Annotated in this window: 23 protein-coding genes and 1 pseudogene; 19 read left to right on the forward strand and 5 right to left on the reverse strand. The window is 63.7% G+C overall.

What is annotated here, in order from left to right:
• The 3 genes from AC1GI4_RS19035 to AC1GI4_RS19045 all read left to right on the forward strand — a co-directional run.
• On the forward strand, positions 1 to 864 hold an 864-nt coding region (locus tag AC1GI4_RS19035), incomplete at its 5' end, for a DNA adenine methylase (protein ID WP_479630605.1).
• Positions 849 to 2,099 carry a DNA adenine methylase gene (locus tag AC1GI4_RS19040; RefSeq protein WP_479630606.1) on the forward strand — a complete coding sequence of 417 codons (1,251 nt, stop codon included), beginning with the start codon at positions 849 to 851 and terminating at the stop codon, positions 2,097 to 2,099. The genes AC1GI4_RS19035 and AC1GI4_RS19040, both read left to right, overlap by 16 nt.
• Entirely contained in the window at positions 2,075 to 3,463 is a 1,389-nt protein-coding gene (locus tag AC1GI4_RS19045) for a protein NO VEIN domain-containing protein (RefSeq protein ID WP_479630607.1), read from the forward strand. Before AC1GI4_RS19040 ends, AC1GI4_RS19045 begins: the two co-directional genes overlap by 25 nt.
• Positions 3,464 to 3,553: 90 nt before the next feature.
• On the opposite strand, the gene AC1GI4_RS19050 is transcribed toward AC1GI4_RS19045, so the two are convergent.
• Together AC1GI4_RS19050 and AC1GI4_RS19055 are read right to left on the reverse strand one after the other, a co-directional pair.
• Positions 3,554 to 4,030 (reverse strand): hypothetical protein, encoded by a 477-nt coding sequence (locus AC1GI4_RS19050; RefSeq protein WP_479630608.1) that lies wholly within the window; start codon positions 4,028 to 4,030, stop codon positions 3,554 to 3,556.
• A 43-nt stretch (positions 4,031 to 4,073) separates the two neighbouring features.
• Complete coding sequence (locus AC1GI4_RS19055; protein ID WP_479630609.1) at positions 4,074 to 4,637, reverse strand: recombinase family protein; 564 nt, start codon at positions 4,635 to 4,637, stop codon at positions 4,074 to 4,076.
• Positions 4,638 to 5,106: 469 nt separating this feature from the next.
• Here AC1GI4_RS19055 and AC1GI4_RS19060 point away from each other — a divergent pair, with 469 nt between their 5' ends.
• From AC1GI4_RS19060 to AC1GI4_RS19085, 6 genes are all read left to right on the forward strand, one after another.
• Positions 5,107 to 5,355: a hypothetical protein gene (locus tag AC1GI4_RS19060; protein WP_479630610.1), complete on the forward strand. Its 249-nt coding sequence runs from the start codon at positions 5,107 to 5,109 to the stop codon at positions 5,353 to 5,355.
• 138 nt (positions 5,356 to 5,493) lie between these two features.
• The gene (locus tag AC1GI4_RS19065; RefSeq protein ID WP_210359499.1) at positions 5,494 to 6,147 is read left to right on the forward strand and encodes a ParA family protein; all 654 of its coding nucleotides are present in this window, start codon (positions 5,494 to 5,496) and stop codon (positions 6,145 to 6,147) included.
• Positions 6,144 to 6,479, forward strand: coding sequence for a hypothetical protein (locus AC1GI4_RS19070; protein WP_479630611.1), 336 nt, complete (start codon positions 6,144 to 6,146; stop codon positions 6,477 to 6,479). Before AC1GI4_RS19065 ends, AC1GI4_RS19070 begins: the two co-directional genes overlap by 4 nt.
• On the forward strand, positions 6,476 to 7,429 hold the full coding sequence (locus AC1GI4_RS19075) for a replication initiator protein A (RefSeq protein WP_126014629.1): 954 nt from the start codon (positions 6,476 to 6,478) through the stop codon (positions 7,427 to 7,429). Before AC1GI4_RS19070 ends, AC1GI4_RS19075 begins: the two co-directional genes overlap by 4 nt.
• Before the next feature lie 997 nt (positions 7,430 to 8,426).
• A complete protein-coding gene (locus tag AC1GI4_RS19080; RefSeq protein WP_479630612.1) occupies positions 8,427 to 8,708 on the forward strand; it encodes a hypothetical protein in 282 nt (93 codons plus the stop codon).
• Complete coding sequence (locus tag AC1GI4_RS19085; protein ID WP_479630613.1) at positions 8,689 to 9,294, forward strand: hypothetical protein; 606 nt, start codon at positions 8,689 to 8,691, stop codon at positions 9,292 to 9,294. Before AC1GI4_RS19080 ends, AC1GI4_RS19085 begins: the two co-directional genes overlap by 20 nt.
• A 463-nt stretch (positions 9,295 to 9,757) precedes the next feature.
• Here AC1GI4_RS19085 and AC1GI4_RS19090 read toward each other — a convergent pair whose 3' ends face one another.
• Both AC1GI4_RS19090 and AC1GI4_RS19095 read right to left on the reverse strand, forming a co-directional pair.
• Entirely contained in the window at positions 9,758 to 10,024 is a 267-nt protein-coding gene (locus AC1GI4_RS19090; RefSeq protein WP_479630614.1) for a hypothetical protein, read from the reverse strand.
• Between the two features lies 1 nt (position 10,025).
• Positions 10,026 to 10,451, reverse strand: coding sequence for a helix-turn-helix domain-containing protein (locus tag AC1GI4_RS19095; protein WP_479630616.1), 426 nt, complete (start codon positions 10,449 to 10,451; stop codon positions 10,026 to 10,028).
• 116 nt (positions 10,452 to 10,567) lie between these two features.
• Here AC1GI4_RS19095 and AC1GI4_RS19100 point away from each other — a divergent pair, with 116 nt between their 5' ends.
• From AC1GI4_RS19100 to AC1GI4_RS19125, 6 genes and pseudogenes are all read left to right on the forward strand, one after another.
• Entirely contained in the window at positions 10,568 to 11,365 is a 798-nt protein-coding gene (locus AC1GI4_RS19100) for a hypothetical protein (RefSeq protein ID WP_479630617.1), read from the forward strand.
• A complete protein-coding gene (gene mobF, locus AC1GI4_RS19105) occupies positions 11,362 to 14,724 on the forward strand; it encodes a MobF family relaxase (protein ID WP_479630618.1) in 3,363 nt (1,120 codons plus the stop codon). The genes AC1GI4_RS19100 and mobF overlap by 4 nt, the downstream gene beginning before the upstream one ends.
• Positions 14,725 to 14,805: 81 nt before the next feature.
• Entirely contained in the window at positions 14,806 to 15,954 is a 1,149-nt protein-coding gene (locus tag AC1GI4_RS19110) for a hypothetical protein (protein ID WP_479630619.1), read from the forward strand.
• A gap of 137 nt (positions 15,955 to 16,091) precedes the next feature.
• Positions 16,092 to 16,268: pseudogene (locus AC1GI4_RS19115) on the forward strand (integrase core domain-containing protein); the annotation flags it as partial.
• 306 nt (positions 16,269 to 16,574) lie between these two features.
• Positions 16,575 to 16,808, forward strand: a complete 234-nt coding sequence (locus AC1GI4_RS19120; RefSeq protein ID WP_479630620.1) for a hypothetical protein — start codon at positions 16,575 to 16,577, stop codon at positions 16,806 to 16,808.
• 22 nt (positions 16,809 to 16,830) lie between these two features.
• The gene (locus tag AC1GI4_RS19125; RefSeq protein ID WP_479630621.1) at positions 16,831 to 17,436 is read left to right on the forward strand and encodes an HWE histidine kinase domain-containing protein; all 606 of its coding nucleotides are present in this window, start codon (positions 16,831 to 16,833) and stop codon (positions 17,434 to 17,436) included.
• 73 nt (positions 17,437 to 17,509) lie between these two features.
• On the opposite strand, the gene AC1GI4_RS19130 is transcribed toward AC1GI4_RS19125, so the two are convergent.
• Complete coding sequence (locus AC1GI4_RS19130; protein ID WP_479630622.1) at positions 17,510 to 18,457, reverse strand: hypothetical protein; 948 nt, start codon at positions 18,455 to 18,457, stop codon at positions 17,510 to 17,512.
• A gap of 95 nt (positions 18,458 to 18,552) precedes the next feature.
• On the opposite strand from AC1GI4_RS19130, the gene AC1GI4_RS19135 reads away from it, so the two are divergent.
• Genes AC1GI4_RS19135 through AC1GI4_RS19150 form a run of 4 tightly spaced genes read left to right on the forward strand, consistent with a single transcriptional unit; the run spans position 18,553 to position 23,319 of the window.
• On the forward strand, positions 18,553 to 20,070 hold the full coding sequence (locus AC1GI4_RS19135) for a TolC family protein (protein ID WP_479630623.1): 1,518 nt from the start codon (positions 18,553 to 18,555) through the stop codon (positions 20,068 to 20,070).
• Entirely contained in the window at positions 20,067 to 21,077 is a 1,011-nt protein-coding gene (locus tag AC1GI4_RS19140; RefSeq protein WP_479630624.1) for an HlyD family secretion protein, read from the forward strand. Before AC1GI4_RS19135 ends, AC1GI4_RS19140 begins: the two co-directional genes overlap by 4 nt.
• Positions 21,074 to 22,195, forward strand: coding sequence for an ABC transporter permease (locus AC1GI4_RS19145; protein ID WP_479630625.1), 1,122 nt, complete (start codon positions 21,074 to 21,076; stop codon positions 22,193 to 22,195). Before AC1GI4_RS19140 ends, AC1GI4_RS19145 begins: the two co-directional genes overlap by 4 nt.
• Positions 22,195 to 23,319 (forward strand): ABC transporter permease, encoded by a 1,125-nt coding sequence (locus AC1GI4_RS19150; RefSeq protein ID WP_479630626.1) that lies wholly within the window; start codon positions 22,195 to 22,197, stop codon positions 23,317 to 23,319. The genes AC1GI4_RS19145 and AC1GI4_RS19150 overlap by 1 nt, the downstream gene beginning before the upstream one ends.
• The last annotated feature ends 75 nt before the right edge of the window (positions 23,320 to 23,394 follow it).

Consider the following 23,394-nt stretch of genomic DNA (forward strand, 5'->3'; position numbering starts at 1 on the left):
CTGCCGCTGGCTTGGCGCTCAGGGTATGACCAAGCCGACGAAGAAGTCCCTTTAACTTCATTCTACGCCGGAACCTATTTCGGCGTGCGACAGTCCTTGACGCTTGACGCAATCCGGCACCAAGTGCTCGCTGGTGAGCGAGCATTGCAACCCTGGACGCGGGCGGCCGCGCTAACCGCCTTAATGCATGCTACCTCCATGGTCGTGCATTCCGCTGGCAAGCACTTCGCACAGCCGCTCAAAGAGCGAGCAGCCAACGCATCGTTCCTCAATGGTAGGCTGCTGTCGGATCGATCGCTGAGTGTGGAGGCTGCTTTCCGTTCGGCCTGCGATCACATTGAGCTGACAGCGCCAAGCATCCATGAGGGGCATATGGCTGTGCAGGAGGAGGCGGAACGTTGGGTCGCAGCCGGCAGCCGAAGCGACGTTTATTATCTCGATCCGCCCTACACTGCGCAGCAGTATTCTCGCTTTTACCATGTGCTAGAGACGATCGTGACGGGAGTGCTACCTTCGTTGCCGGCCGGCTCTATTCCGAGCTCCGGCCTTTACCCCGCTGATCGATACAAGTCGGCGTTCTCGTCAAGGAGCCGGGCTCCCATCGCGTTCCGGCGGCTATTGCGAGACATCGCCGGGTTGGGGGCCACCGCCATAATCAGCTACTCTGTGTCCGAACGGGGATCGGACGGGAACGCTCGCATGCTGAACTTAGACGAGCTCATGGCCGCCTGCCATGACGCGTTTGGCCGCCGAAAGGTCGAGCTACTTCCCCTAGAGCACCGCTACCGGCAATTTAATAATGCTGGCAACGCGAACAAGGGGCGGGATGACAGGGAGGTATTGGTGCTGTGCAAGTCGGCCTGATCCAAAGGTACCTAGGCAATAAGTCTTCTATTGCCGACGAGATCGTATCAGTTGTGCGCGGGCTTACCGAACCAGGCGACGTCGTCGTCGACGCGTTCGGCGGCTCCCTGGCCGCAGGCTTTGCAATGCGGCGGGCGGGGTTGAGCGTCGTTTCTAACGACATCAACCATTTCTCGTGGCTGTTTGCCAATGCGTTCATGGGAGGCAGTCAGCCGTTCGCGCCGAATGGCCGTTGGGCGGATGCAGGCGAGCGACGGTTGCAGTGGGCACTGCTTGGTCGCGACCTCATCGGCGCCGTTGGGGCGGTCAAAGACGACGACGATGTCCTGTTCCGCACGGACATCCACGATCACTACTGCGAGCAGGGTCGCAAGAGCGCCTTCCACAGCGCGCGGGGCACCACGGGTCGTCGCCGCTTCTTCAGCGCCGCCAATGCTGCGACGATCGACCGCGCTTTGTCGCGGCTGCGCCAGTGGTGGCGTAGCGGTCGCGTCGATGATCGCACTAGATGCGTGTTGGGCGCGATGCTTATCGTTGCGGTAGAAAGGGTAAGTAATACCCAAGGCACTTACCATGACTTTCCCCGCGATTTGACTGACTCGCGGGCGCTTCGCCCGCTTTCTATTGAAGTTCCGCCCGACGAAATATTTATCGGTCCTGCTTCGCCACTTATCGGACGCGAGGAAGACTCATTGGAATTTGTTAAGAGAGCGCCGCGACATAAGGTTCTATATCTAGATCCGCCCTATAATTTTCGCCAATACACGTCATACTACTTCATGCTAAACCTGTTATCCAAACATGCAGAGATTGAAGACCTCGATACTTTCTTTAGAAAATTAGAATTTGTTCGGGGGCAGAACATGGCCGATGATTTTAAGTCGACATTCTGTAGCAAAGGAAAGTTCGTTTCTTCATTGCGCACGATTGTTGAACGCGCCGACGCTGAATATGTTGTAATTAGCTACTTTGACGGCCGTAACCACTGGGGCTCCTTCAAATCGGATCAGGCCGATAGTGAGGGGCGCGTTGTGTTAGAAAATTTTTTGTCTTCAGACCTGTTCGAACCCAATACGGTAGCCTGCCTGCCGGTCGACCGGCTCAACTATCAAAGCTACGGTGGGCACAAAGCGAAGACCGTTAGCGAGTTTCTTTTCACCGCCCGCAAGGCTAGTCGTCTACGACAGGGTCAAAGGGATGGTGCTTCGCAGTGGATTGGGACAGCATTGGGCTAACGTCGGACGTCCTGCGCTGGCTGGATGAGACCGGCAAGCGAACGGCGACGCGGGAGAGGCGGCTTGATCCGTTCGCGACCTCGATGCGCGATTTTGATGATGTTGCGGCGAACCTTGACAGGGCCGGGCGCAACCTCACCATCGTGCATACCGACCCCACGCAACGCGTGGCCGATCTGCGTTCAGCAGCGCTAGTAGAGACGCTGGATGGCCCAGCGAGGCTCACGGCGCTCGGACAAGCTGTGCTGGTCGGCTGGCGTGCGCGCGGCGTGGCGAATGCGGAAAAGCTCGACGAGACGGCGCGCACGCTGATTGCCTACGGCATCGGCCGGCAGTTGCGAGTCTCTCCATACATTGAGTTTTTCGCATACTGGTCGGAACTTAGGGCTGTCTTTGACGCCGAGGCGCTTATCGACAGCTGGGATGCACTGTTCACACTGAACTACTTGGATCATCGTATCGATAGCTTCGCGCCCGGCGATGCGTACAGGGATGAGGCAATCCCGGTTGCCGAGATCGAATATGATCTTGACGACTTTGCCGCCGATGCAGCGGCGGGCGATCGTGCTCGCAAGGGCGCAGGACAGGTAGCGAGGGGTATCCAGGGTAAAGTACCCCGAGGTCGCGCCAGAGCTACCGCCTGCTTAGCAATGGAGTTGCTGCTGCGGGCACCGCCGGATCGTGCGGCGCTGCTGACGCGCTTCGGCATCCCACTTCGGCCAAGGCAATGGGAGCAGTTAGACGACCCGAGGCGCGCGCAACTGCTCCAGATCGCAGCCTCCTTCGACGTGGCACCAGTGACGGCTGCAGCCAAAGCTTCAAACGCCACCACTCCGGCGGTTGCAGCCGCGGATCAAAAGTTGGCCGAGGTCGACTTCGCGTCGACACTTAAGCCTGTGCCGCGGCCGATCAAAGGTAAGGGCACAAAAAACAAAGGCGGTTCGAAGAAGACGGACTACAAGCGTCGGCAGGAGCGCAACGGGGAGGTCGGCCGTTTGTGCGAGGAGTTCGCTCTAGCCTACGAGCGCTGGCGGCTAAAGGATCATCCGAAGCTCGCTGGAAAGGTCCAGCAGGTGTCCCTCGAAGACGATACGCTCGGCTACGATATCAGATCCTACGAGGCCGATGGGAGTGATCGCTTCGTAGAGGTGAAGGGCACCGAAGGCCCGTTATCAACTCGCTTTTTTCTAAGTGCCAATGAATATGACACATCGAAAGTGAATCAGGGCAGCTATGTCTTAATGCGCGTAGCGAACATACGCGCAACTCCGAGCTGCTGCGAGCTCCGGCCACCTTTTGACGAGATAGACCTTAAGGCTGCGGTTTATGAATGCACTTTCAAACGGGTAGAAAAGGAAAATTAAGCAAGGTGACTACCGAGTAGAATGACAACGTATATACGTACTCGTCAATTTCCGCTTCGGATGATGCTTGATTGCAGATCGATGCGATCGTTATCGTAAGACGTTAAAATTCTTGAATGTAGGCGTGATCCAGTCGGCTCCCAGGATCGGGTAAGGGCCGTAGAACAGGTCGCCGAGTGCGCGTCGGTAGTGCGCGTTCATCCAACGCCGGCGCCGATGCTCCGGGCCGTCGTGGATCATGTGGCAGCGCTGGCACAACGCCGCGAGCTGGTGGAGCGCACTATCACTGGGGTCATGGTTGAGGTGCGCGCAGGCCAGTACCACCGGCGTCCAGGCACCGTGCGCCAGAATGTTTTCGGTCGGTCGTCGCACGCGCCGGCCCTGACCATTGCGCCAGCAGCGCTGGTTCCGGTCCCACCATCGTCCATCTCGCAGATGGAATACTTTTTGCCCATGGGGGCGTCCGCAATGCTCGCAGCAGCCCCCTGCTCGCACGAAGCGCACATAGTGCGAGAGCTGCGGCCAGTCGATCGGGTATAGGAACACATGCTCGGGACGGATCGGCATCAAGCCTCCCCCTGCGGCACGTCGGGTTGCGGAGTGGCCGGCATCACGGGGCCAATGCCGCGGCGGTCAGTGCTCGGTAGAGCGTGGCATGGTGGCACTTGAGCAGCTTGGCGGCTTCGCGCACCGATGTACCTTCGCTTACCAGCCGTTCGCCGAGCGCGATCTGATCGGAGGTGAGCTTGGGCGGACGGCCGAAGCGCACTCCCCTCGCCCTCGCGGCTACCCGCCCGCTGCTGGTGCGTTGTTGGATCAGCTCGCGCTCAAACTCGGCAATGCCGGCGAACACGGTCAACACCATGCGACCTGCTGGCGAGGTCGTATCCGCCCAGGGTTCCGCCAGCGATCGGAGCCCTGCCCCAGCCTCATTCAGCTTTTCGGCGATGTCTAGCAGGTCCCTAGTCGATCGCGCGAGCCGATCGAGTCGCGTCACCATCACCGTGTCATCGTCGCGCAGCTGCTCAATCATCTTGGCCAGCTCGGGCCGGTCACGCTTCGCACCCGAGATCTTCTCCTCGAACGCCCGCTTGCATCCGGCTTCCTTCAACGCAGCGCGTTGCAGCCGCAAATCCTGATCGTCAGTGGAGACACGCGCATAACCAATAAGCATGTCGCAAATATGCATCTAAATTAGGTGTTTTAGCAACCGACTTTTGCGACAGTGCCGTCTCTGGTGAGAGTAGCCATCACGCGATTGTCGCGAAACTTAGCACTTTGGCGACAGGTTCCCAGTGGGAAGCCAACCTAGCTTAATCGCCTAATCGCTTAATCGCTTAATTGCCGAATCGCTCAGGATGGTATGGCGTGTCCCGTGTAGGATTGCGCTCTATCTCCGCTGCGCTCCGATCGAGTCGTCGATCGGCCGCTCGCCCCTAGCGGGTGACGATCACTCGTGCGGGGCGCACGCGCGTCCTAACGACGCCAGCGAGCCGGCAACGTCGTTTTATGAGGAGAGTGGGCACGGCTCCCTCTCCCAACAACGGCAATCAGCCGGGCCTCTGCTCCTGCGCTGCGCCGGCACCATCCCGGCAGATACCGCTGCCCCCTCACCCCCCGCTGATCGCCACGAGGCAGGGCCGATGGCCTGGCCATCGCCCAAGGGCGATTTGACGGGAGAAGATTTTGAGAAGGACAATCGCGAGAGCTGGCCGACCCGGATGGCGACCGGCATGACCCACTGTTCGAAGCGCTGGATGCTCTCCTGCCCTCCCCATGTGCGTCGCGATCGGCTTCATCAGGCGCGGTGCCAGGGCGAGGCGATCGGCGCGTGCTGGACAATCGGTCCAGCGGCGACAGGCATTTCGGCGGGCCGCTTTGCCCGTCATTGATCATGGGCCGATGTGTCACCATTCGCTCAACGATGACAAAGACGCTGAACGGGCGACGGTGGCAAAGCGACTAATTACCTTTACGACTAAGCGGCTAAGCGGTATAAGTCGCTTAGCCGCTTAGTGGGAGTAGCAGTCATGCAGGTATGGGCCGTGATCGCGCAGAAGGGCGGTCAATCCAAGACGACCCTCTCTACCGGCTTCGCCGTCGAGGCAGCGCGCGAGGGGGGGGCCGTCGTGATCCTTGATGCTGACGATCGGCAAGGGTCGGCGCTCTACTGGTCGGAACGTCGCGACATGGACGACGTGATGGTAAAGGACAGCAGCGTCGCCGGCCTGCCGCTCCACGTCTCACGGGGGCGAAGCAGCGGCAAGATCGACCTCATCATCATCGACACGCCGGCGAACTCGAAAGACATCGCCATGCTCGCGGCTGAGCAGGCGGATTTCGTCATCATTCCCGTCGCGCCGCGCGGGCTAGACGTTCATTCGGTGTTGCAGACTGTGAAGCAGGTCCAGCAGGCGGGCACGCCATTCGCGGTCATTCTGACCCAAGTGCCACACCAGGGCGGGGAGGGTCAGGAGGCTCACGCCGGTTTCGCGGCGAAGGGCGTGACGCTGTTCGACAGCCGTCTCCATTTTCGCAAGGACTATTACAAGGCGACGCCACTCGGTCGGACAGCGGCCGAGACGGAGCCGGACAGCAAAGCTGCAGCCGAGTTGCGGAGGGCCTATGAAGAGGCTAAGCGATTAAGCGGCTATACGACTAAGCAAGTAAGCGAGGTGGCATGATGGCAAGGAAGCCTTCCGCGCTTGCCGGCATCTTCGATGACCAGCCCGAAGAACAGGCACCGGCACCCGCCGTCGAGCCTGTCCCCACGCCTCAGCAGTCTCCACCCGCACGTCGATCGCGCCGCGACGCTGGCACGCCGACGTCGGCAGCGCCGGCCAAGCGCAGCAGCCATCCCGGCAAGAAGCCGGTGCTAATCCATATTCCCGAGGACATGCACCGTGCATTACGTCAACTCAGCGTCGAGGAGGGCGGGGAACCGCTTACCGTCATCACCGAACGCCTGCTCCGCCAGTATCTGGTCAAGCGAGGGCACACCAGGTTCGCGCCATGAGCAAGCGGCGCGATCCCAACCCCGAGTTCGACCTGTTCATCCCGGCGCTGGGCGACCTTCCGCTCCGCGACCAGCGCGAGGTCATGGAGCGGCCATTCTTCTCGCTCCAGAAGCGCAAACGGTTGAAGCCGATCGAATATAAAAGCCCGGACGGCGAGGCATGGGTGCGCGTCCAGGCGATCCCCGACTATGGCATGGCGACGATCTGGGACGCCGATATCCTAATCTGGGCGGCGTCCACGCTCAACCGCATGAAGCAGCAAGGCTTGAATGACCTGCCGCGTACGCTGACGACGACGCCCTACGATCTGTTGCGGGCGATTAAGCGCAGCACCGGGGGCAGGGACTATCAGGAGCTGCAAGCCGCGCTGCTCCGGCTTCAGACCACATCCATCACGACCTCGATCCGGGCGACGAAGCGCAGACAGAAGGCGGGCTTCAACTGGCTCGATAGCTGGACGTTCGATACCGACGCCGACACCGAACAGCCCCGCGGGATGACGCTGACCCTCTCCGACTGGGTTTACGAGGGCATCGTCAACGAGAAGTCGCTGCTGACCATGCACCCCGATTATTTCCTCCTGTCCGGAGGGCTGGAGCGGGCGCTGTATCGCATCGCGCGCAAGCATGTCGGCTCGCAGCAGGGTGGGTGGTTGTGCCGGGTCGAGGTGTTGCGCGACAAGACCGGCAGCGACGCTCAGCCCAAAGAATTTAACCGGATGCTCCGGCGCGTGATCGAGGCCGATCAGCTCCCCGACTATGCGATGGAGCTGGCGGAGACGACCGACAGGAGTCCGGCCGTCCAGTTCAGACGCCGCGGTGAGGCCGAGGCGCTGGCGCTGGCAGAGAGGATGCGGGCGGAGGAGGAGCGGCGTGCGCGCTTCGACGCCGATCGCCGGCGCACCGAGGAGGTAGATGCCCGGATGGACCAGCTCGCGGGCCGACGCTGACTATCGGGGTTTCACCCACCGCTGACCCGGCTATCGGGGTTTCACCCACCCAGCACAGTCTTCCAGCAGTCGCTGGCGCACCGCTTCTGATGGCGAACAGCCCTTTAGTCCGTGGATAACCGATCCGAGCACGCGGTTTTCGGGGGCGTCTGACTCGGGGTTTCACCCACCATTGCTTCGGGGTTTCACCCACCGCACTATCGGGGTTTCGCCCACCGAATCACGGGGTTTCACCCACCGGACATTCCCGTATAGTACTGAGAACGCAGCGAGAATTCTGCTTTTTGAACCCCTTAACCTTCTTAACGATTCCTATTTAACAGAATCACTTAACCTCACAGCACTGATCGAGCGGACGGAAAGGAGATGCAGAATTGCCCATTAGGGCAATGGGCCTTGGTTGCGTGCCGGCTATCGCCGTCACAGGAGCGGCCTAACGGCCGCAAGCTTCCCGGAGAAGCCAGGCCGGTCCGGCGGTGTGTACGTGTCAGCGTTACGCTCGTTGAAACGGTAGGGCAGGGAGATCCCCCGAACCGATCGTCGGTTTCGCCGGTGTGTGCGATCACGCAGAACGGTAGGGGCCGGCGAACTCCCGTTCGGCATAGTAACGAATGTTCGCGACGTTAATCGGGTGGGCGTTATCGTTGGCAGATGCGCCGTGACATCGCCTCGATTACGAGCAGTTTTGAGAGAGAAGCTCGCTGAGCAAAGCCACCGGATCGACCCCGATCGCCAAGGCGACTGCGACATATTCATCCACGCTCAACTGACGCTCGCCGGTTTCTTAGCGCGATACATAGGCCTGCTGCCATCCGAGCCGCGTCGCGAGGTCGACCTGACGAAGCCTGGCGTCCCGCCGTGCCACGGTCAGTGCAGCGACGATGCGAGCATGCAGGTCTGATGGGACAGGAGGGGCAGGCACCCCGGAGCATCTAGACCGGCTTGAGCGATATACGGAAAACGTATATGGTCTAGGCGTCCGATCGGGAGTGCTGACATGAGACTGTTCGAGCGCATCGCCACCTGGTTCGACGACTGGACGCTCCCGGGCCACTCGGGAATTGGCAGCGACGGAACGGATATCAATCCGACAACCGGATTGCCGACGATCGCTGGAGTGGGGACCTCCGACGTCGCCGGCAATCCCTACGGTTCTATCCGGTCGCACGATTACGAGTCCGACTGGCAGCGCCACGATCGCTGGGACAGCGGTGCTCATGACCATTTCCAGCATCACGACAGCTGGTCGGCCAGCAGCCATGACCCGTGGCGTGACTGAGCGCGTCCCGGTGGCTGACCGGCTGATCGCAAGATGGGAGGTGAGCCGGCTGAACATCGTTCCTTATGCGATCAGCGTCATGACCTTCCTGCCGATGCTGATCGTGACGATCGGTATCGCAAAGGCGATCGGCGCTAGACCGGTCGTCGTCGGACGAGGCATGCTCGTCCTCTGGGTGGCCCTGTTTGTGACCGAGATGGCGCGGGGGATCTGGACGCTCCGGCATCGCTACGCCTCGTCGCGCTGGCTGCGCGCGGTTCATGCCGCGGTCGGTGACGACCTGGCCGTTCACGCGCTCGCCGAGTTGATGCGCCAGCATCGGTACGAACAGGGTTACGTCCTTCTGAGATCCGACATGACCAGCGCGGTCCAGCAGGAGCGTGCAAGGCGCAAGGACGTGACCCAACGTGCCGAGGGGATCCGGGTGATGGAGGAACCGGATCCTGCCTCTGGTTTGGAGGCGGAAGCCATCGATCCCCGGATCGCCGAAGAGCAACGCGCCCAGGCCCGCGAGCGTCGTGCCGCTGAGAAGATTCTGGCAGCGGCAGCGCCGGTGACAGGCGATATGTCCCGCAGCTCGCGCTGAACTCGCTGCCGCACCGCTGAAAAGGCGATCCGGGCAGAACAACAGTTCGCTTGCAGGCCGGCTGACACGCCGGCCTGGGTGCCCCGTCGGAAGCCGGAATGAATGCCAGAACACCGCGGCATCGATACCGCAGCGTCTGATTTGTGCAGGGAAGGAGCGCACACACCACGCTATGGATAGCGGCCGTGTTCAGAGCATAAAATCGTGATTTATCATTGATGTAGCAGGATATCGGCTGTGCTGCGGGTTCCGCGAAAGCTGCCCCGTGACGTGCTACAAGGGTGCTACAGAGCTACGGATGCCGTGATTTACCGGGCTGCGCAGCGCCATGAGGGTCGCAAGCATGCGACCCGTGCGCCGACCCCTCGGAAGCACGGCCCATCTCCTGACGGGCGTCATGGACAAGACCGATGCGCCAGCAGCAGCGGATGTCGAACCCGGCTGCGCGCGCTTGCTTCCGCGGTCAGAACGTACCGGGCGGCCGTGTGTGAAAGCGGCGCGAGTCGAAGAACCAGATCAGCATGACCGCGCCGGTGACAGCTGCGGCGATCCAGCAGGCAGCCGCGAGGGCAGGGGCATAGCCCAGCAGACGGGCCGCTAGGCCTGCCAGCAGCAGTCCTGCACACAGCGCCGCCAATCGGCGCACGACCGGCCAGTTGCGTCGCTTGAACCCGACCCGCCGCGTCTCGGCCGTCCAGGCCGCAAGCTGCTCCTTCGAAGGTCCGCTCATCTCAGTCCCCCAGCGATAAGGCGAGCAGCGTGCCGCGCAGCTGCTTGCGGTTGGCGGCGCCCGCGTCCGCGCCTCCGTCGTATAGCACGCGCGCGAGCGCCTGACTGCGTTCGTCAGGCAGATCCAGCCCGACGTCCCCGCAGACGGCGTCAACGTCGCTATGCAGGCGATCGAGCCGGTCCCAGTCGACCGGGCCGTAGTAGCTCCGAGGCACGGTGTCCTCGCCCAGGATTATCCATTCGGGATCGACGTCGTAATCCCGCCGGAGCTTCGCCATCAGGGCCACCGGCGGCTCGGCCCCGCCCAGCTCCCAGCTGACCAGTGCGCGCTTCGAATAGCCCAGCGCCCTTGCGAACGCGTCCTGACCCAACCCGGTCCTGAGCCGTACCGCCTTGATCCGTTCGCCGATGGTGGATGCTCCGCTCACGTCATCATGGCCTATTGCATTATCCTGCTCACTATGGCGCAATCGTGCCACTATGCTATCATGGCACGGGAGCGGTGCCGGCGACCAGCATTACGCCGGACAGGGGCAGGGATTTCATGGGCGGTCAGGTCAATGTGCGGCTCGGGGACGACGACGATGCGGATCTCACCCGTTGCGCGGCCGAGCGCGGCGTCGAGCGCACGACACTCGCCAAATCGTTTGTTCGGGAATGTCTCGATGCGTGGCGGGAGGGGCGGGCCGTATTCGACCGGCCCGAGCCACTGGGCCCCGGTGACGTCGTCGCCTTCGGCACCAGGCTGGACAAGGCGGTCATGGAGATCGACCGCATCGCCCAAAGCTGGGCGGCGCATGAGAGCGACATGCACAGGCTCGAGCGCGAGGACCAGCTGGCGCTGACGCGGGCCCGGACCGAGTTCATCAAGGGCTTGCCGGAGCGCATCACCGCCAGCTTCAATCCGATCAGAGCGGAGATGCGACTGCTTGCCGAGCGGATCGACAGGCAGCCTCGCCTAGACGCCATCGACGAACGGCAGCGCGATCACACCGAGGCGTTGCGGGAGAACACCGCCGCCATCAGGAGCCTCGAGCAGCAGCCCCGGACGAAGGTCAGCTACACCGTCTGGGACAGGGACTGGTCGGGTCGCAAGGTCGGTGCGGCGCTGTCGGTCGTCTGGTTACTCTGCGTCGGCAGCTACTTCCTTGCGGCGATGGCGCTGCCGCTATCGTGGGTCGCCGTCCGCTCGGCCAATTTCCTGCTGGGTGGCGGGGATCAGGCGGTCTGCGCGCTGGTGAACTACCGGCTGGCGACCGATAGTTGTCGGACGCAGTTCGCCGGTCGACCGGGCAAGGTTGTGGTGCGGGCGAGGTCCGGCGCCCCGCAGGGCCGACCGTGATCTCGGTTGCTGCAGTCGGTTCGGCCTCCGACGCAGCCGCCTATTACGCCCGGGACAATTACTACACCGCCGATCAGGCAGAAGGTGCCAGTGCCTGGGCAGGCGAGGGAGCGGTCGAGCTGGGCCTGTCCGGTCCGGTCGACACCGACCGGTTCGAACAGGTGCTCGCCGGCGAACTGCCTAACGGCGTCGTACTCGACGCCAAACGGGGTGAGCACCGGGCGGGATGGGACGTCACCATGTCGGTGCCCAAGTCGGTGTCGATCCTGGCGCTGGTGGGCGGTGACACGCGGTTGGTGGTCGCAGTGCGCGAAGCGGCTGCGGCGACCCTCGCCTGGACGGAGCGCAACATTGCGGAAGGGCGGGTCTGGAACGGCAGGGGCCAGGTGCCCGAGGTGACCGGCCGGTTCGTCGCCGCAACTTTCCTTCACGACGTGAACCGCAGCGGTGAGCCGCAGCTCCACGTCCACAACGTCATCGCCAACGCGACCCGTACCGCCGACGGCAAGTGGCGGGCGCTGCACGCGGACCAGCTGTACGAGCGCCAGCATGTCATGGACGCGGTGTTCCTGTCTGCGCTCCGCAGCCGGGTCGAGACGCTCGGCTTCGCCACCATCCCCCGGCACGACGGCCGCAACGGCGCCTTCGAGATCGCCGGCGTGTCGCGTGCGGTGGTGGAAGCATTCTCCGGCCGCTCGGCCGAGATCGATGCGTACATCAAGGCGCGCGGATTGGAGAACACTTCGCAGACGCGCGAATATGCGGCGCTGGCGACCCGCGACCCCAAATCAACCGATCTCGTGCCGGAGCAGCGCGCGGAGAGGTGGCGGCGGCTGGCCGCGGAGAAGGGGCTGGATCCGGCAGCGTTGGTGAAAGGTGCGCTGGCGGAGGCGGGACGGGGGCATGATGTGTGGACGCGCACAGTCAGGGGTGTGCGCGGGATAGGCGAGCGCGGTCTTGCTATCGCCGGCCGCATGGGGCTGACCCCGCGCAACGGCGATCCGCTGGTTCCTGAGCGACTGGGACGACTGGAGCCGCGCGCCTATGCCGCGGCGCAGGCGGTCGCTTCGGCGGTGCGCGACCTGGGCGAGCGGGAGGCGGCGTTCGACCGGCTCGAGCTCATCCGCGAAGGCTTGTCGCGCGGCGGACCGGTGACGGTTGCCGATATCGAGGCCCGGTTGGCGCTGCTGCAGGCGAAAGGCTTGTTGCTCGGCGACGGAGATCGGATGGTGACGACGCAGGGCGCCATGCGGCTCGAGCAGGCGTACCTTGCCACTGTCGATGCGGGGAAGGGGCAGTCTGCCCCGATCGTTCCGCCGGTCGATGCCGCAATCCGGGTGCAGGAGGCGGCGCGCGAGTTGGGGCTTCATCGCCTTAACCCGGGTCAAGAAGCTGCGGCCGTGCTGATGCTGTCCTCGTCCGACCGGGTGGTGAACGTGCAGGGCGGGTCGGGACGCGGCAAGTCCACCGCGATGGCGCCGGTGACGGCGGTAGCGAAGGCGGAAGGCCGGCCAGTGATCGGCCTCGCCATCGCCAGCGTGAAGGCGAGTGAGTTCGGCCGCGACACCGGCGCCGACGTGAGCACGGTTGCCCGCTTCCTGGCGCGTCATGCTCGCGTGATCGACGGCATAGCCCGACCGGAACAGGTCGCGCGCGTGAAAGCGGAGCTGTCGGGCGCGATCGTCATGGTCGAGGAGGCCGGACAGCTCGGGACGCGCGACATGGAGCGGATCGTGCGGCTTGCCAACATCACCGGCGTCGCGCGCGTCGTACAGACCGGCGACACCCGCCAGCTGACCGCGATCGCGGCCGGCAAGCCGTTCGAGGCGAGCCAGAAGGCCGGCGTCGCTACGGCCCATATCACCGAGAACCTGCGTTCCCGGTCCGATCAGATGAAGGCGGTCACCGCTGCGCTCGACCGCGGCGACGTGTCGGGTACGTTCGAGATACTTAAGCCCGCCACGACCGAGGTGCCGGGGAACGCGGTGGCGACTACGGCCGCGGCGCATTGGGCAGCGCTGCCGCAAGATCAGCGCGACGCCACCCTTCTGCTCACCGCCGGCCGCGCCATGCGCAGCGAGGCCAACCAGGCGGTGCAGGCCGAGCTGAAGGCGAGCGGCGAGATCGCTGCCACGGGCACGGCGTTTACCGTGCTCGACCGGGTCAACGCCACTAGGGAGGGGGTGCGGCTGATGCGCGCCTACCGGCCTGGCCATGTGGTCGAGGTCCGCACGAACCTGCCGAGCCAAGGCCTGGTCCGCGGCGATCGTGGTGTCGTGACCGGTATCGAGGGCGGCCGGGTGCGGCTCGGTATGGCGGACGGGACCGAAAAGCTGTTCCGCCCCGGTCGATTGGCCAAAAATCTCGACCGCGATGCCGTGTCGATCTTCGCATTGAAGCAGGTCGAGCTGCACGTGGGCGACCAGATCCGCTGGAGCGACAATGATCGAACCCGCGGGCTCGATAACAGTGCGATGGCGCGGGTCGAGGAGGTGAGCCCAGGCAGGCTGGTGGTGTCCTCGCGCATCGACGGCACCGTGCACGAGATCGGGTCGGGCGATCGCATGGCCGAGCGACTGGACCTCGCCTATGCGATCAACGTCCATGTCGCGCAGGGGGTCACTACCGAGCACGGCATCGTGGCGATGCGGTCGTCGGAGCGAAAGCTGCTGACCGAGCGCTCGTTTCTGGTCGCGCTCACCCGCGTGGCGGACAAGGTGGCGCTGGTGGTCGACGACGGGCAGAAGGTCGAACGGCACGTTACCCGCAACACCGGCGACAAGACTTCGGCGCTTGATGTGGTCGAGCGTGGCCAGGCAACCGATACCATCCAGCTGCCGGATGCGGGCTCCCTGCTCGACCAAGCGTTGGAGCGTTACGCTCAGTTGTTCCTGGCGGCCGAGCGGACGCGCGAGGATGGACGGGAGCTGTCGCTGTCCCAGGTGCGCGAACTGGACGCGGCCTCGGCGGCGCTCGACCGGGTCCGGCCCTATGCGACCGAGGATCTGCGGATTGTGCTGGACCGCAGCGCTGACCCGATACGTAGTCTGGAGCATATTGCTCCGGGAGAGTTGCGGCAGGTCTGGGCGGAGGAGGGGCAGGCGCGCGCCGATCCTCGCGCCTATGCCGACCGGTTCGTGGCCGACTGGCGCTCGGCGTCGGGTGACCGGGGGGCGGGCGAAACGCTGCGGATCGAAGACCGGGCGGAGCGTCGCCTCGAGCGGCTCGAGGACCGTATGGCGCGGCAGCCGACGCTGGAGAAGGCGCTCGACGCCCGCATTCCCGAGCGGCAGCTACGCCTCGATGGCCCCGGCATGAGTGGCGGCAGCCGCGATCGGGACTACGGTATGGAAATGTGATCCTCGGTAATTTGCAGGCTGCACCGGCAGCATGGCAGCTAGCCGCTTTCCCGCATCGAACTGCTCTGGCACGTATCGCCTATGTACGGTTGGGGTCATCGCCGCGTCGCGCTTGCCGACCTGATCGCATTCGCCTGGTCGGCGCCGATGCGCGACCTTGCGACGCGCATGCAGATGTCTGACGTGGGTTTGAAGAAGCTGTTGCGGGCCCATGGCGTGTCGGGGCCACCGCAAGGGCACTGGAACCGGGTGCACGCGGGGCGGCCCGTCTCCGAACCACCCGCGGCACCGGCCCGGAGACCAGGCGAGAAGCCCTATATCCACGTAGACGGACGCTTCGTCGATCTGCCCGAAGCGCCGCTCCCGTCATCGGCCGGGCCGTTCGCGTCAGCCAAGGTGCCCGAGAACCTGGAGGAGCTGCGCACGCAGGCGTTGAAGGCGGTCGGCCGCCCTGCCTCTGCCACGAAGATCACGGTAACGCATCCGGCAATTGGTAAGTTACTGGCGGGAGACGAGAAGGAACGGGAGAAAGCGGAGAAGAGCCGCTGGCATACGGCCATCACCCTCTACGACAGCCCGTTCGAGAAGCGGCGTCTGCGCATTCTCAATGCCGTATTTCTGACGCTGAGCCGTATGGGTCACGGAGGTACATCCGACCGAGACAGTTACCATACGAGCTTTTACGCCATCATTGGCGACACCAGAGTGTCGCTGCATCTCGATGAGGCCGGCAGAAAGACCCCTACTTACAACCGCTACACTGCGCCTCGGCCTGACCCGAAGCGCCCGGCTTCCGTTTCGCTCAGACTGACGGCGGGATCATCGACTTGGCAGGACGATGCCTCGGGGAAGCTGGAAGGACAAATCGCCGACATTGTGGCCGGCCTGATCGTCGAAGGTGAACGATCCTATCGGACGCACTTGCGCGAACTTGAGGAGCAGGCGGAACGCGAGCGGATTGAAGCGGAACGGCGTCGCCAGGAACGCCTGCGGAAGGCCAACGCGGATCGGGTCGTTGCGCTAGTCGAAAGCGGTCGTCTACTGGCGGAAGCCGAGAACCTGCGAAGCTTGGTAGCCCGCGTGGGCGAGGCCGTCATGGACGGACGATTGGACATTTCTGCGGACCAGTTCACCGAGTGGCGTCAATGGGCCGACCGGGAAGCCGACAAGCTGGATCCGGTTCTATCGGGGCAGGTTCAGGCGCATCTGCTCCCGCCAAATTGCAGCTGATCTTGTGGCAGTGCCGGTGTCATAACCGCTCGTGGCTGTTGAAAAAGTCTAAGCTGCCGACGTGGACTGTCTGGATCAGGGCCATAGCTACTCCCGAACAAGCCCTTCCCGATGTGCTACGGACCGGAGTTCATCTTGAAGGCACTTCGAAGGCACTGGACAGCTGGGCGTACGAGAACGGCGTGACGCTCGACGTTAGCCGGCCGGGCAAGCCGACCGACAATGCCCTCGGGGAGACGTTCAACGATAGCCTGCGCGATGAGTGCTTGAACGTCCGCTGGTTCCTGTGGCTGGCCGACGCTCGCGCCATGATCTAGGCGTGGCGAAAGGACTATAATGAGGGCCGTCATCACACATTGCTTGGCTGAATGACGCCGGTCGAGTATGATGCCGAGGCGGCCGAATGAACGCCGGAAACTCACCCGCAGCCTGGACGAGAAACCGGGGAACCCTCAGCTGTGCTTGCGCATAAGTGAGATCAGGTGGCCTCAGTGGGGCGGCCAATGTCTACGGATAACTTTAAGCTCTGGTAGTGCTACGTACCAATATGCATCCCGTTGAACTTGGATAGTTGTCAACTGCTTACCGCGGCGTTGCCGCCTTCACGAAGGAGCACTCTTATGAACCGAGCGCAGGCGATAGACTCCGCGATTAGCCTCATGGAAGGAGCGCTCCAGCAGCTTGACTCAGTTAATGAGACAGGAGCAGCGGCCTATCTGCAGCAGGCTATCAATGAATTGACAGGAGCTCCCCGGCCACAAACAGTTGAACAAGCGGAGGTGTTGCTCGAAACTCCGGAAGCGCGCGCAATCTTGGAACGACATTTGGCTTGCTACCAAATCGCCATTGAATGAAACAGGACGCAGGGGGGGGCGCGTGGCGGATCGAGATGAGTTGGTGGTGCGGGAACTGGAGCATCGGTTCAAGAACATCCTCACCATCGTGCGTGCTATCGTCAGTCAGAGCCTGGGGGCGGCATCTTCGATCGAAGATGCACGCGACGTGATCGATGAGCGACTGGCGTCGTTGGGTGGTGCCGTGGAGCAGCTCCTGTCATCGGACTGGAAGGCAGCGCCGCTTCCGGCCCTGGCGGATCAAGCCTTGGCTCACCTCTCCTTCTACACCGAGCGACTCAGTTTCCTCGGCGAAACGGTTGAAATCGGTCCGAGGGCAGCGATGACCTTGACGCTCGCCTTCCACGAACTGGCGACCAATGCGATCAAGTACGGAGCGCTTTCCAACGAAACAGGCACCGTCGAACTATGCTGCCAGGTGCGCGGGGCAGGTGACGATGCTGAGCTGCTGCTCCAATGGATCGAGCGTGGCGGACCGCCGGTCACGAGGCCCGAGCGACAGGGGTTCGGGACACGGCTGATCTGCACGGCCACGGGTCGTAGCCTGCAGGGAAGCGCGATGTTGGACTTCCCTGCGACAGGGGCCGTTTGGACCCTGGTTGCTCCCCTAACGTCAGTCATATCCTGAGCTGGCCACTTGACTGCGACGGCCAAACGATCAGAGCGTCATAGCATGCTTGGGATGGTTGCCCGTACCGTTCCTACCGAGCGGACGGGATCAGGACGCGGCCTACGTCGCTGCTCGTTGTTGCGGTATTGGGCAAGCTTGAGGGGTTCAAGGGGTAGCGTCGGCCGTCGAAGCGCAATCGAACAGCGTGCTCCGAAGCGCCACCACCGGACACTGCTACGCCCAGGTCGTGCAGGCCGTGGCTTCGCGAGGGCAATAATCTGATCGGCAACTGGGTCACAGTCGCACGCCCAATAGTATCGTAACCCTTCCCTGTCGCCCTTAGGACGCCCATCGAACATCCACCGCTGCCGCAATATTCAGGGCCCGACGCATAGGCGACGATGTCCTGCTTACCGTCTTCGTCCAGGTCGACGAAGGCCGCATCGTAGGTCACGTGATTGCCTTCGAACAGCTTCTCGATCGCCTTGCGCGCGAGCGGCGTCTCCATCGGCAAAGAGGCAGTCGATATTGGCGCGGCGCTGTTCGCAATCATCGTCTGGATGTCGGCAGGTTTTCGAATGTGCGATCCCGGCGTCGTGTAGACCGACAGAATGCCGTTGGTCCAAAGTCCCACTTCAATTGCTTTGTGCGCCTGGTCGAGCAGGAGATAGGCAGCTTCAGACCCTCCCTCATGCGCCCGGTTGCCCGAGGTGAACAGCACCGTTCCATCGCGCTGGAGCGGCGAAGCCGTCTCGAAATTCTGCTGCAAGGTCTGCAACCTCGCTTCCCCCAGCAAGGCGCGGAGATCATCGACGACCGCGCTCTTGGTGAAAAGACCGATCTGCGACGGATACTGACCAACCTTCGGGCCAAGCGATGCCCAGGCGACGTCGAGGTCAGCGTGCTGGTCGCCCGTGACCGAGGCATTAGCCGTTTGCTGAGCGTTGGTCGCACCGTGTTGATCCTGAGCCGGGGTTCGCTCACAAGATGCCAGGACCAGTACCGCTGCCGCGACCAAAAAACGTTCGAAGGGAACCATATTGTTACCTGTTCTGTCTACCGATCCTGACAGTCAGCCTCTAGCAGGCCAACGATCGCATCGAAAGTTGTCAGCGACGTCCGATGTCGACGTGGATGGCTGATCGTCGCCAATTACCCCGGAAATTGTCGATGGCTATCTCAGCCATCTGGGTTCTCACGCCTTGTGGCCCGGCTTTCGGGCAGGAGCCAGGCGGCGAGCAAGCTGTGCCGCTCGATTTCCCTGCCGCTTCCGCGCGGTTCGATGGCCGATCGTCGGCTCTGAGCGGTGCCAATCATGCAACGCGGGCAGCGCGCGAGACGGAGGCGGCCGTTCGGGCCTTGCATCGCCCGATCGTTACCGCGTCGGCACAGCTCCTTGAATATCAGAAAACCCTGTCGCTCGACCTCACCGGCCCGAAACAGGACGCGCTCGGTGACACGCAACAATACCTTGCCGACTTCCCCTCGACGCTGCCGCCTGGCTTTCAGGACATCGCCGCGGCGATCACCGGCAGGTTGTCGCGAGCCTTGCCGCAACTGTTCTCGGCCATCCCCGACAGTCTCTCCTATCGCTACCGGGACACGGTCGTACGCCCGACCGTGCAGGCGGTTCTGCCGATCTACACGGGAGGGGCGATCCCGGCGGTGCAGCGAGCCGCGTCGGCAGGCGTGTCGCTCGCCGAAGCGAGGTCGGATCAGATCCGTGATGCAGCGCACATCAACCTCATCCGGGTGTATTTCGGCCAATTGGCGGCGCGTGCGCTGGAAGCGTCAGCGCGCCAGTCCCGTGATGCGCTTGCAAGCCTTTATAGCGACGCGCGCAAGTTCGAGGCCGAGGGTGTGATCGCGCATGCGCGGACGCTCGAAGCCCAGGTTGCGCGAGACACGGCGGAGCGCGCGCTCGACCGCGCGGTGTTGGCACATCAGACCGCACGCGAGGAACTGGCTGACACACTCGATGTCAACGCGGTGCAGCCCACCACCCCTCTGTTCGTGCGCTCCCAACCGCTGGCGCCTGTCTCGGCCTTTCTCGGCCATCAAGATCGCCTTCCCTCGTCGCGCGAGGCCGATGCGGCCGGCGAAGTGGCCGCATCGGGTGTCGACCTCGCGCGGGCGCGATACAGGCCGCAGGTCTTCGCCTTCGGAGAGTACAACCTCAACCGCAGCGACGCGCTGCCCACTGAACCCGATTGGGTGGTCGGGATTGGAGCACGCATCACGCTGCTGTCCAACGTCGATCGTGGACACACGCTGGCGGCGGCACGTGCCAATCAGGCGGCAGCGACAGATGCCGCCCGGGAGGCGCGCAAGACGGCAACGAACGTCACGCGTCGCGCCTGGGACCTGGCGGAAAGCGCACGACGCTCGTTCCTGCTGCTCGACAGCTCGATAGCAGCGGCTAGCGAGAACCTGCGGGTGCAGCGGGTAGCGTTCGCGGAAGGTGAAGCCACCATGACGGTGGTACTCGGTGCAGAGGCAGCGCTTTCGACCGCCCGCACCCAGCGGATCGCAGCCGCGTATGAATATGATCTCGCGCTCGCCGGTCTGCTTGCCTCGGCAGGCGAGCTCGACCGCTTCTCCGACTATCTGAGGCAAGCTGATATCCACGTCATGCCGGAGCAATCCCGATGAGCGAGCCGGCTGTGCAACCGGAACATTCGCGCCGGCGTAAGCGCATCCTTCTGTACATGGGCCTGGCGCTCGTCTCCGTGCTTCTGGCGGTCGGCTTATGGCTCGCGGCGCAACCCGCGGCCCCGCCACTTCAGGGCGAGGTCGATGCGGCTTCGGTCAATGTTGCGACCAAGGCGCTCGCACGGCTGGAAACGGTTCGCGTCCGCGAAGGCGACCGGGTCCGCGCCGGCGCGGTGCTCGCAACGCTGTCCAGCCCTGAAATCGCGAATGGACAACAGCAGGCGGAGGCGGCGCTGGACAGCGCGCGGGCGGCGCAGACGCTTGCCGATGAAGGCGTGCGACCCGAGGATCTGACCTCCCTCAAGGCAACGTGGCAGGCAGCCCAGGCAGCAGCCGATCTCGCCGCCAAGACCAGCATGCGCGCGGACCATCTCTACGCCGAGGGCGTCATCGCCGCGCAGCGGCGCGATGAGGCGCATGCCGCGCGTCAAAGCAGCGCGAAAACGGCCGAGGCGGCGAAAGCACAATATCTGAAGGCCGCGGCCGGTGTTCGTCCGGCGACCCGGGAAGTCGCGGCCGCGCAGGTCCGCATCGCCGCTGCTGGCGCGGCAACGGCCGACGCACTCGGGCAAGAAACCCGGCTCGTCTCGCCGATCGCTGGCGAGGTCGCGCGCCGTCTTGTCGAGCCGGGCGAGCTGGTCAGTCCGGTACTGCCAGCCTTTCAGGTCATCGATGTCGATCACCCGTATGTCACGATCAACCTCCCGGAAAGCCAGTACAACGGCATGGCAGTCGGACGGCGGTTGACGGGCCGCGTTCCCGCGCTCGATCGCTCGGTTGCCTTCCGTGTTCAGCACATCGCCCCGCAAGGAGAGTTCGCGACGTTCAGGGCCGATCGCCAGTCGCGCGGCTACGACGTGCGCGCGTTTGAGGTGAGGCTCGAACCCGTGCAGCCGGTGCCAGCCTTACGGCCGGGGATGAGCGTCCTGTTCGACTGGCCGCAATGAGCCTGTCCGCCGGCTTGCGCGTCGAGATCGGCCGACTGGCGCGCTCCCGTCTCGATCTGGCGCTGCTCACGCTGCTGCCGGCGGTTCTGCTCGCGTCGATGGCAGCGATGATCTTTCCAGGTTCGCTTCATAGCCTCAAGGTCGTCGTCGTCGATCGCGATGGTGGCACACTCGCACGCGCGATCGTGCGCACGATCGAAGCCTCCCCAAGGCTCAAGCTGGCCGGGGTAACGCCACAGATCGGCGTCGCGCTTTCGGCGATTCGCCGCGAACAGGCGCAAGCGGTCCTGGTGATTCCATCGGGCATCGGCACAGCTGGCACAGAACACCAGCCGATCGAAATCCTCTATCAGACACAGTTCCTTGCTGCGGGCTCGCTTGCCTCGACCGACCTGGAGCTGGCGACGGCCGCGGCGCTCGGCACGAATGCCACAAGCGCGACGCATCTTGCCGGGCTTGACCGGATACCGCGTCTGGCGCCCGGTATCCACGTGCGCCTGCTCGGCAACCCGACGCTCAGTCTGGAATGGTATCTGGGACTGCTGCTCGGCCCCGGCGTGCTTCACCTGCTAATCGCCGTCACCGTGATCGGTTCGGCTGGCCTCTTGCTGGAGAACAAGTCGTTCGAGACCTTCGCAGGCAGGACGGCCGCGCCGGCTATGTGGATTACCGGCCGAATGATCCCGCACGTCGCCGTAGGCACCTTGTGGGGAACTGCCTGGTTCCTCTGGCTGACTCTCGCACGCGGGTATCGGCTCGAGGGTAGCTTGTGGGTGGTCCTCTTAGGTCTGTTCCTGCTGTTCGTGGCGACGGTTGCGATCGGCCTGTGTCTGTTGGCCGTCACACGGGAGACAGCCACGGCGCTTTCGGGTGCGGTCATCATCGCCGGATCGGCACTGGCCTATTCGGGCGCATCGCTTCCGATCAATGGCGCGCCCTGGGTCGCGCAGGCCTGGAATGCGGTTCTGCCGCTCACCCACTATCTGCGCCTGCAGATGGACGAGGCGATGGGAGCGGCACTCCGCCCCGCGGTCGTAGAGGCGGGTTGGCTGTTGGTTTATCCGCTCGGCCCCGGTCTGCTCGCCCTGTTCCTGATGAGCCGTGAGCGGCGTCCATGATGACCCGTCTGCTCCACGCCTTCGAAGCCACGTGGTTCGAGGTTCTGCAAGCGCGCGAGCTCGTGTCGCTGGCGATCATTTCCGTGCTGTTCTACGCCTTCTACTACCCTGCACCCTATTCGCAGCAGCAGGCGCTGGCCCTGCCGATGGTCGTTGTCGACCGCGACCGAACACCGCTCTCCCGGGCCGTGATCCGGCATCTGGGGGAGACGCCCACCGTTCGGATCGTCGCGCTGGTGCCCGACATCATGGCGGCGCGTGAAGAAGTGCGCCAACGGCGTGCCGACGGCATTCTCTACCTGTCGAAAGGTCTCGGCGGAGCGGCACTGAAGGGGCGGCCCGGGGCGGGGGCGGCCTTGATCCTCAACGGGACGTACTTCGTGCGTGCTGAAGGGATCGCCCGCGCGCTAAGCGATGTCGTGAGAGAGCAGGCGGTTGAAGTGACTGGGGCCCTCACCGCTCGTCGCAGTCGGTCCGGCGCGACAATCGTTATGCAGCCGCTGTTCAACACCACCGGTGGTTATCGCGACTACGTGTTCCCGGCGATCGCCAACATCATACTTCAGCAAACGTTGCTCTTCGCGTCGGCGCGGCTGATCGCTGAACGACGTCGGCGTGGTGATTGGCAGCGCGACCGGGCAACTGCCCTCGGCACCTGGATAGCGATGACACTGATCGGCATCTTTGCCGGCCTGTTCGTGTTCGGGTTCGCGTTCTGGGTGCAGGACGTGCCACGCACCGGCAATGTGCCCGGCCTGCTGCTCGCCCTTCCTGTGTTCGCGGCCACGGTAGCGGCTCTCGGACTGGTCGCGGGAAGCCTGTTCCGCAGCGGCGACGACGCGTTGAAGCTCCTGATGCCGACCTCGGTGCCGCTCGTCTTCCTGGCCGGGTTTGCATGGCCGCTCGACCAGATGCCGGGCTGGTTGGCGACGATCGCCTGGTTCTCACCGGCTACGGCCGCCATGCACCTGTTCATCCGCTTCAACCAGATGGGTGCCTCGATCGCTGAAGCCTCTACCCCGCTGCTGGTCCTGGTCGGGCTGATGATCGGATACGGGGCGATCTGGTGCTTCGGTCGAGCGCATGCCGGACGCGAGGATCCGACCAGCGATGCGGCGGGCTGATCGGTTGCATGTTGTTACACAGCCGATGAGTTCGGATACCGCCCCGCCACGAAACACAGGTGACGGAGCGGTACC

Source organism: Sphingomonas sp. 77B (assembly GCF_056497825.1).

What these genes read in the sequence shown, in the direction of transcription:
- AC1GI4_RS19050 (WP_479630608.1), bottom strand. Translation starts at nt 4,030, where the DNA reads ATGCCGATCCGTCCCGAGCATGTGTTCCTATACCCGATCGACTGGCCG.
- AC1GI4_RS19055 (WP_479630609.1), bottom strand. Translation starts at nt 4,637, where the DNA reads ATGCTTATTGGTTATGCGCGTGTCTCCACTGACGATCAGGATTTGCGG.
- AC1GI4_RS19060 (WP_479630610.1), top strand. Translation starts at nt 5,107, where the DNA reads ATGGCCTGGCCATCGCCCAAGGGCGATTTGACGGGAGAAGATTTTGAG.
- AC1GI4_RS19065 (WP_210359499.1), top strand. Translation starts at nt 5,494, where the DNA reads ATGCAGGTATGGGCCGTGATCGCGCAGAAGGGCGGTCAATCCAAGACG.
- AC1GI4_RS19070 (WP_479630611.1), top strand. Translation starts at nt 6,144, where the DNA reads ATGATGGCAAGGAAGCCTTCCGCGCTTGCCGGCATCTTCGATGACCAG.
- AC1GI4_RS19075 (WP_126014629.1), top strand. Translation starts at nt 6,476, where the DNA reads ATGAGCAAGCGGCGCGATCCCAACCCCGAGTTCGACCTGTTCATCCCG.
- AC1GI4_RS19080 (WP_479630612.1), top strand. Translation starts at nt 8,427, where the DNA reads ATGAGACTGTTCGAGCGCATCGCCACCTGGTTCGACGACTGGACGCTC.
- AC1GI4_RS19085 (WP_479630613.1), top strand. Translation starts at nt 8,689, where the DNA reads ATGACCCGTGGCGTGACTGAGCGCGTCCCGGTGGCTGACCGGCTGATC.
- AC1GI4_RS19090 (WP_479630614.1), bottom strand. Translation starts at nt 10,024, where the DNA reads ATGAGCGGACCTTCGAAGGAGCAGCTTGCGGCCTGGACGGCCGAGACG.
- AC1GI4_RS19100 (WP_479630617.1), top strand. Translation starts at nt 10,568, where the DNA reads ATGGGCGGTCAGGTCAATGTGCGGCTCGGGGACGACGACGATGCGGAT.
- AC1GI4_RS19110 (WP_479630619.1), top strand. Translation starts at nt 14,806, where the DNA reads ATGTACGGTTGGGGTCATCGCCGCGTCGCGCTTGCCGACCTGATCGCA.
- AC1GI4_RS19120 (WP_479630620.1), top strand. Translation starts at nt 16,575, where the DNA reads ATGAACCGAGCGCAGGCGATAGACTCCGCGATTAGCCTCATGGAAGGA.
- AC1GI4_RS19130 (WP_479630622.1), bottom strand. Translation starts at nt 18,457, where the DNA reads ATGGTTCCCTTCGAACGTTTTTTGGTCGCGGCAGCGGTACTGGTCCTG.
- AC1GI4_RS19135 (WP_479630623.1), top strand. Translation starts at nt 18,553, where the DNA reads ATGGCTGATCGTCGCCAATTACCCCGGAAATTGTCGATGGCTATCTCA.
- AC1GI4_RS19140 (WP_479630624.1), top strand. Translation starts at nt 20,067, where the DNA reads ATGAGCGAGCCGGCTGTGCAACCGGAACATTCGCGCCGGCGTAAGCGC.
- AC1GI4_RS19145 (WP_479630625.1), top strand. Translation starts at nt 21,074, where the DNA reads ATGAGCCTGTCCGCCGGCTTGCGCGTCGAGATCGGCCGACTGGCGCGC.
- AC1GI4_RS19150 (WP_479630626.1), top strand. Translation starts at nt 22,195, where the DNA reads ATGACCCGTCTGCTCCACGCCTTCGAAGCCACGTGGTTCGAGGTTCTG.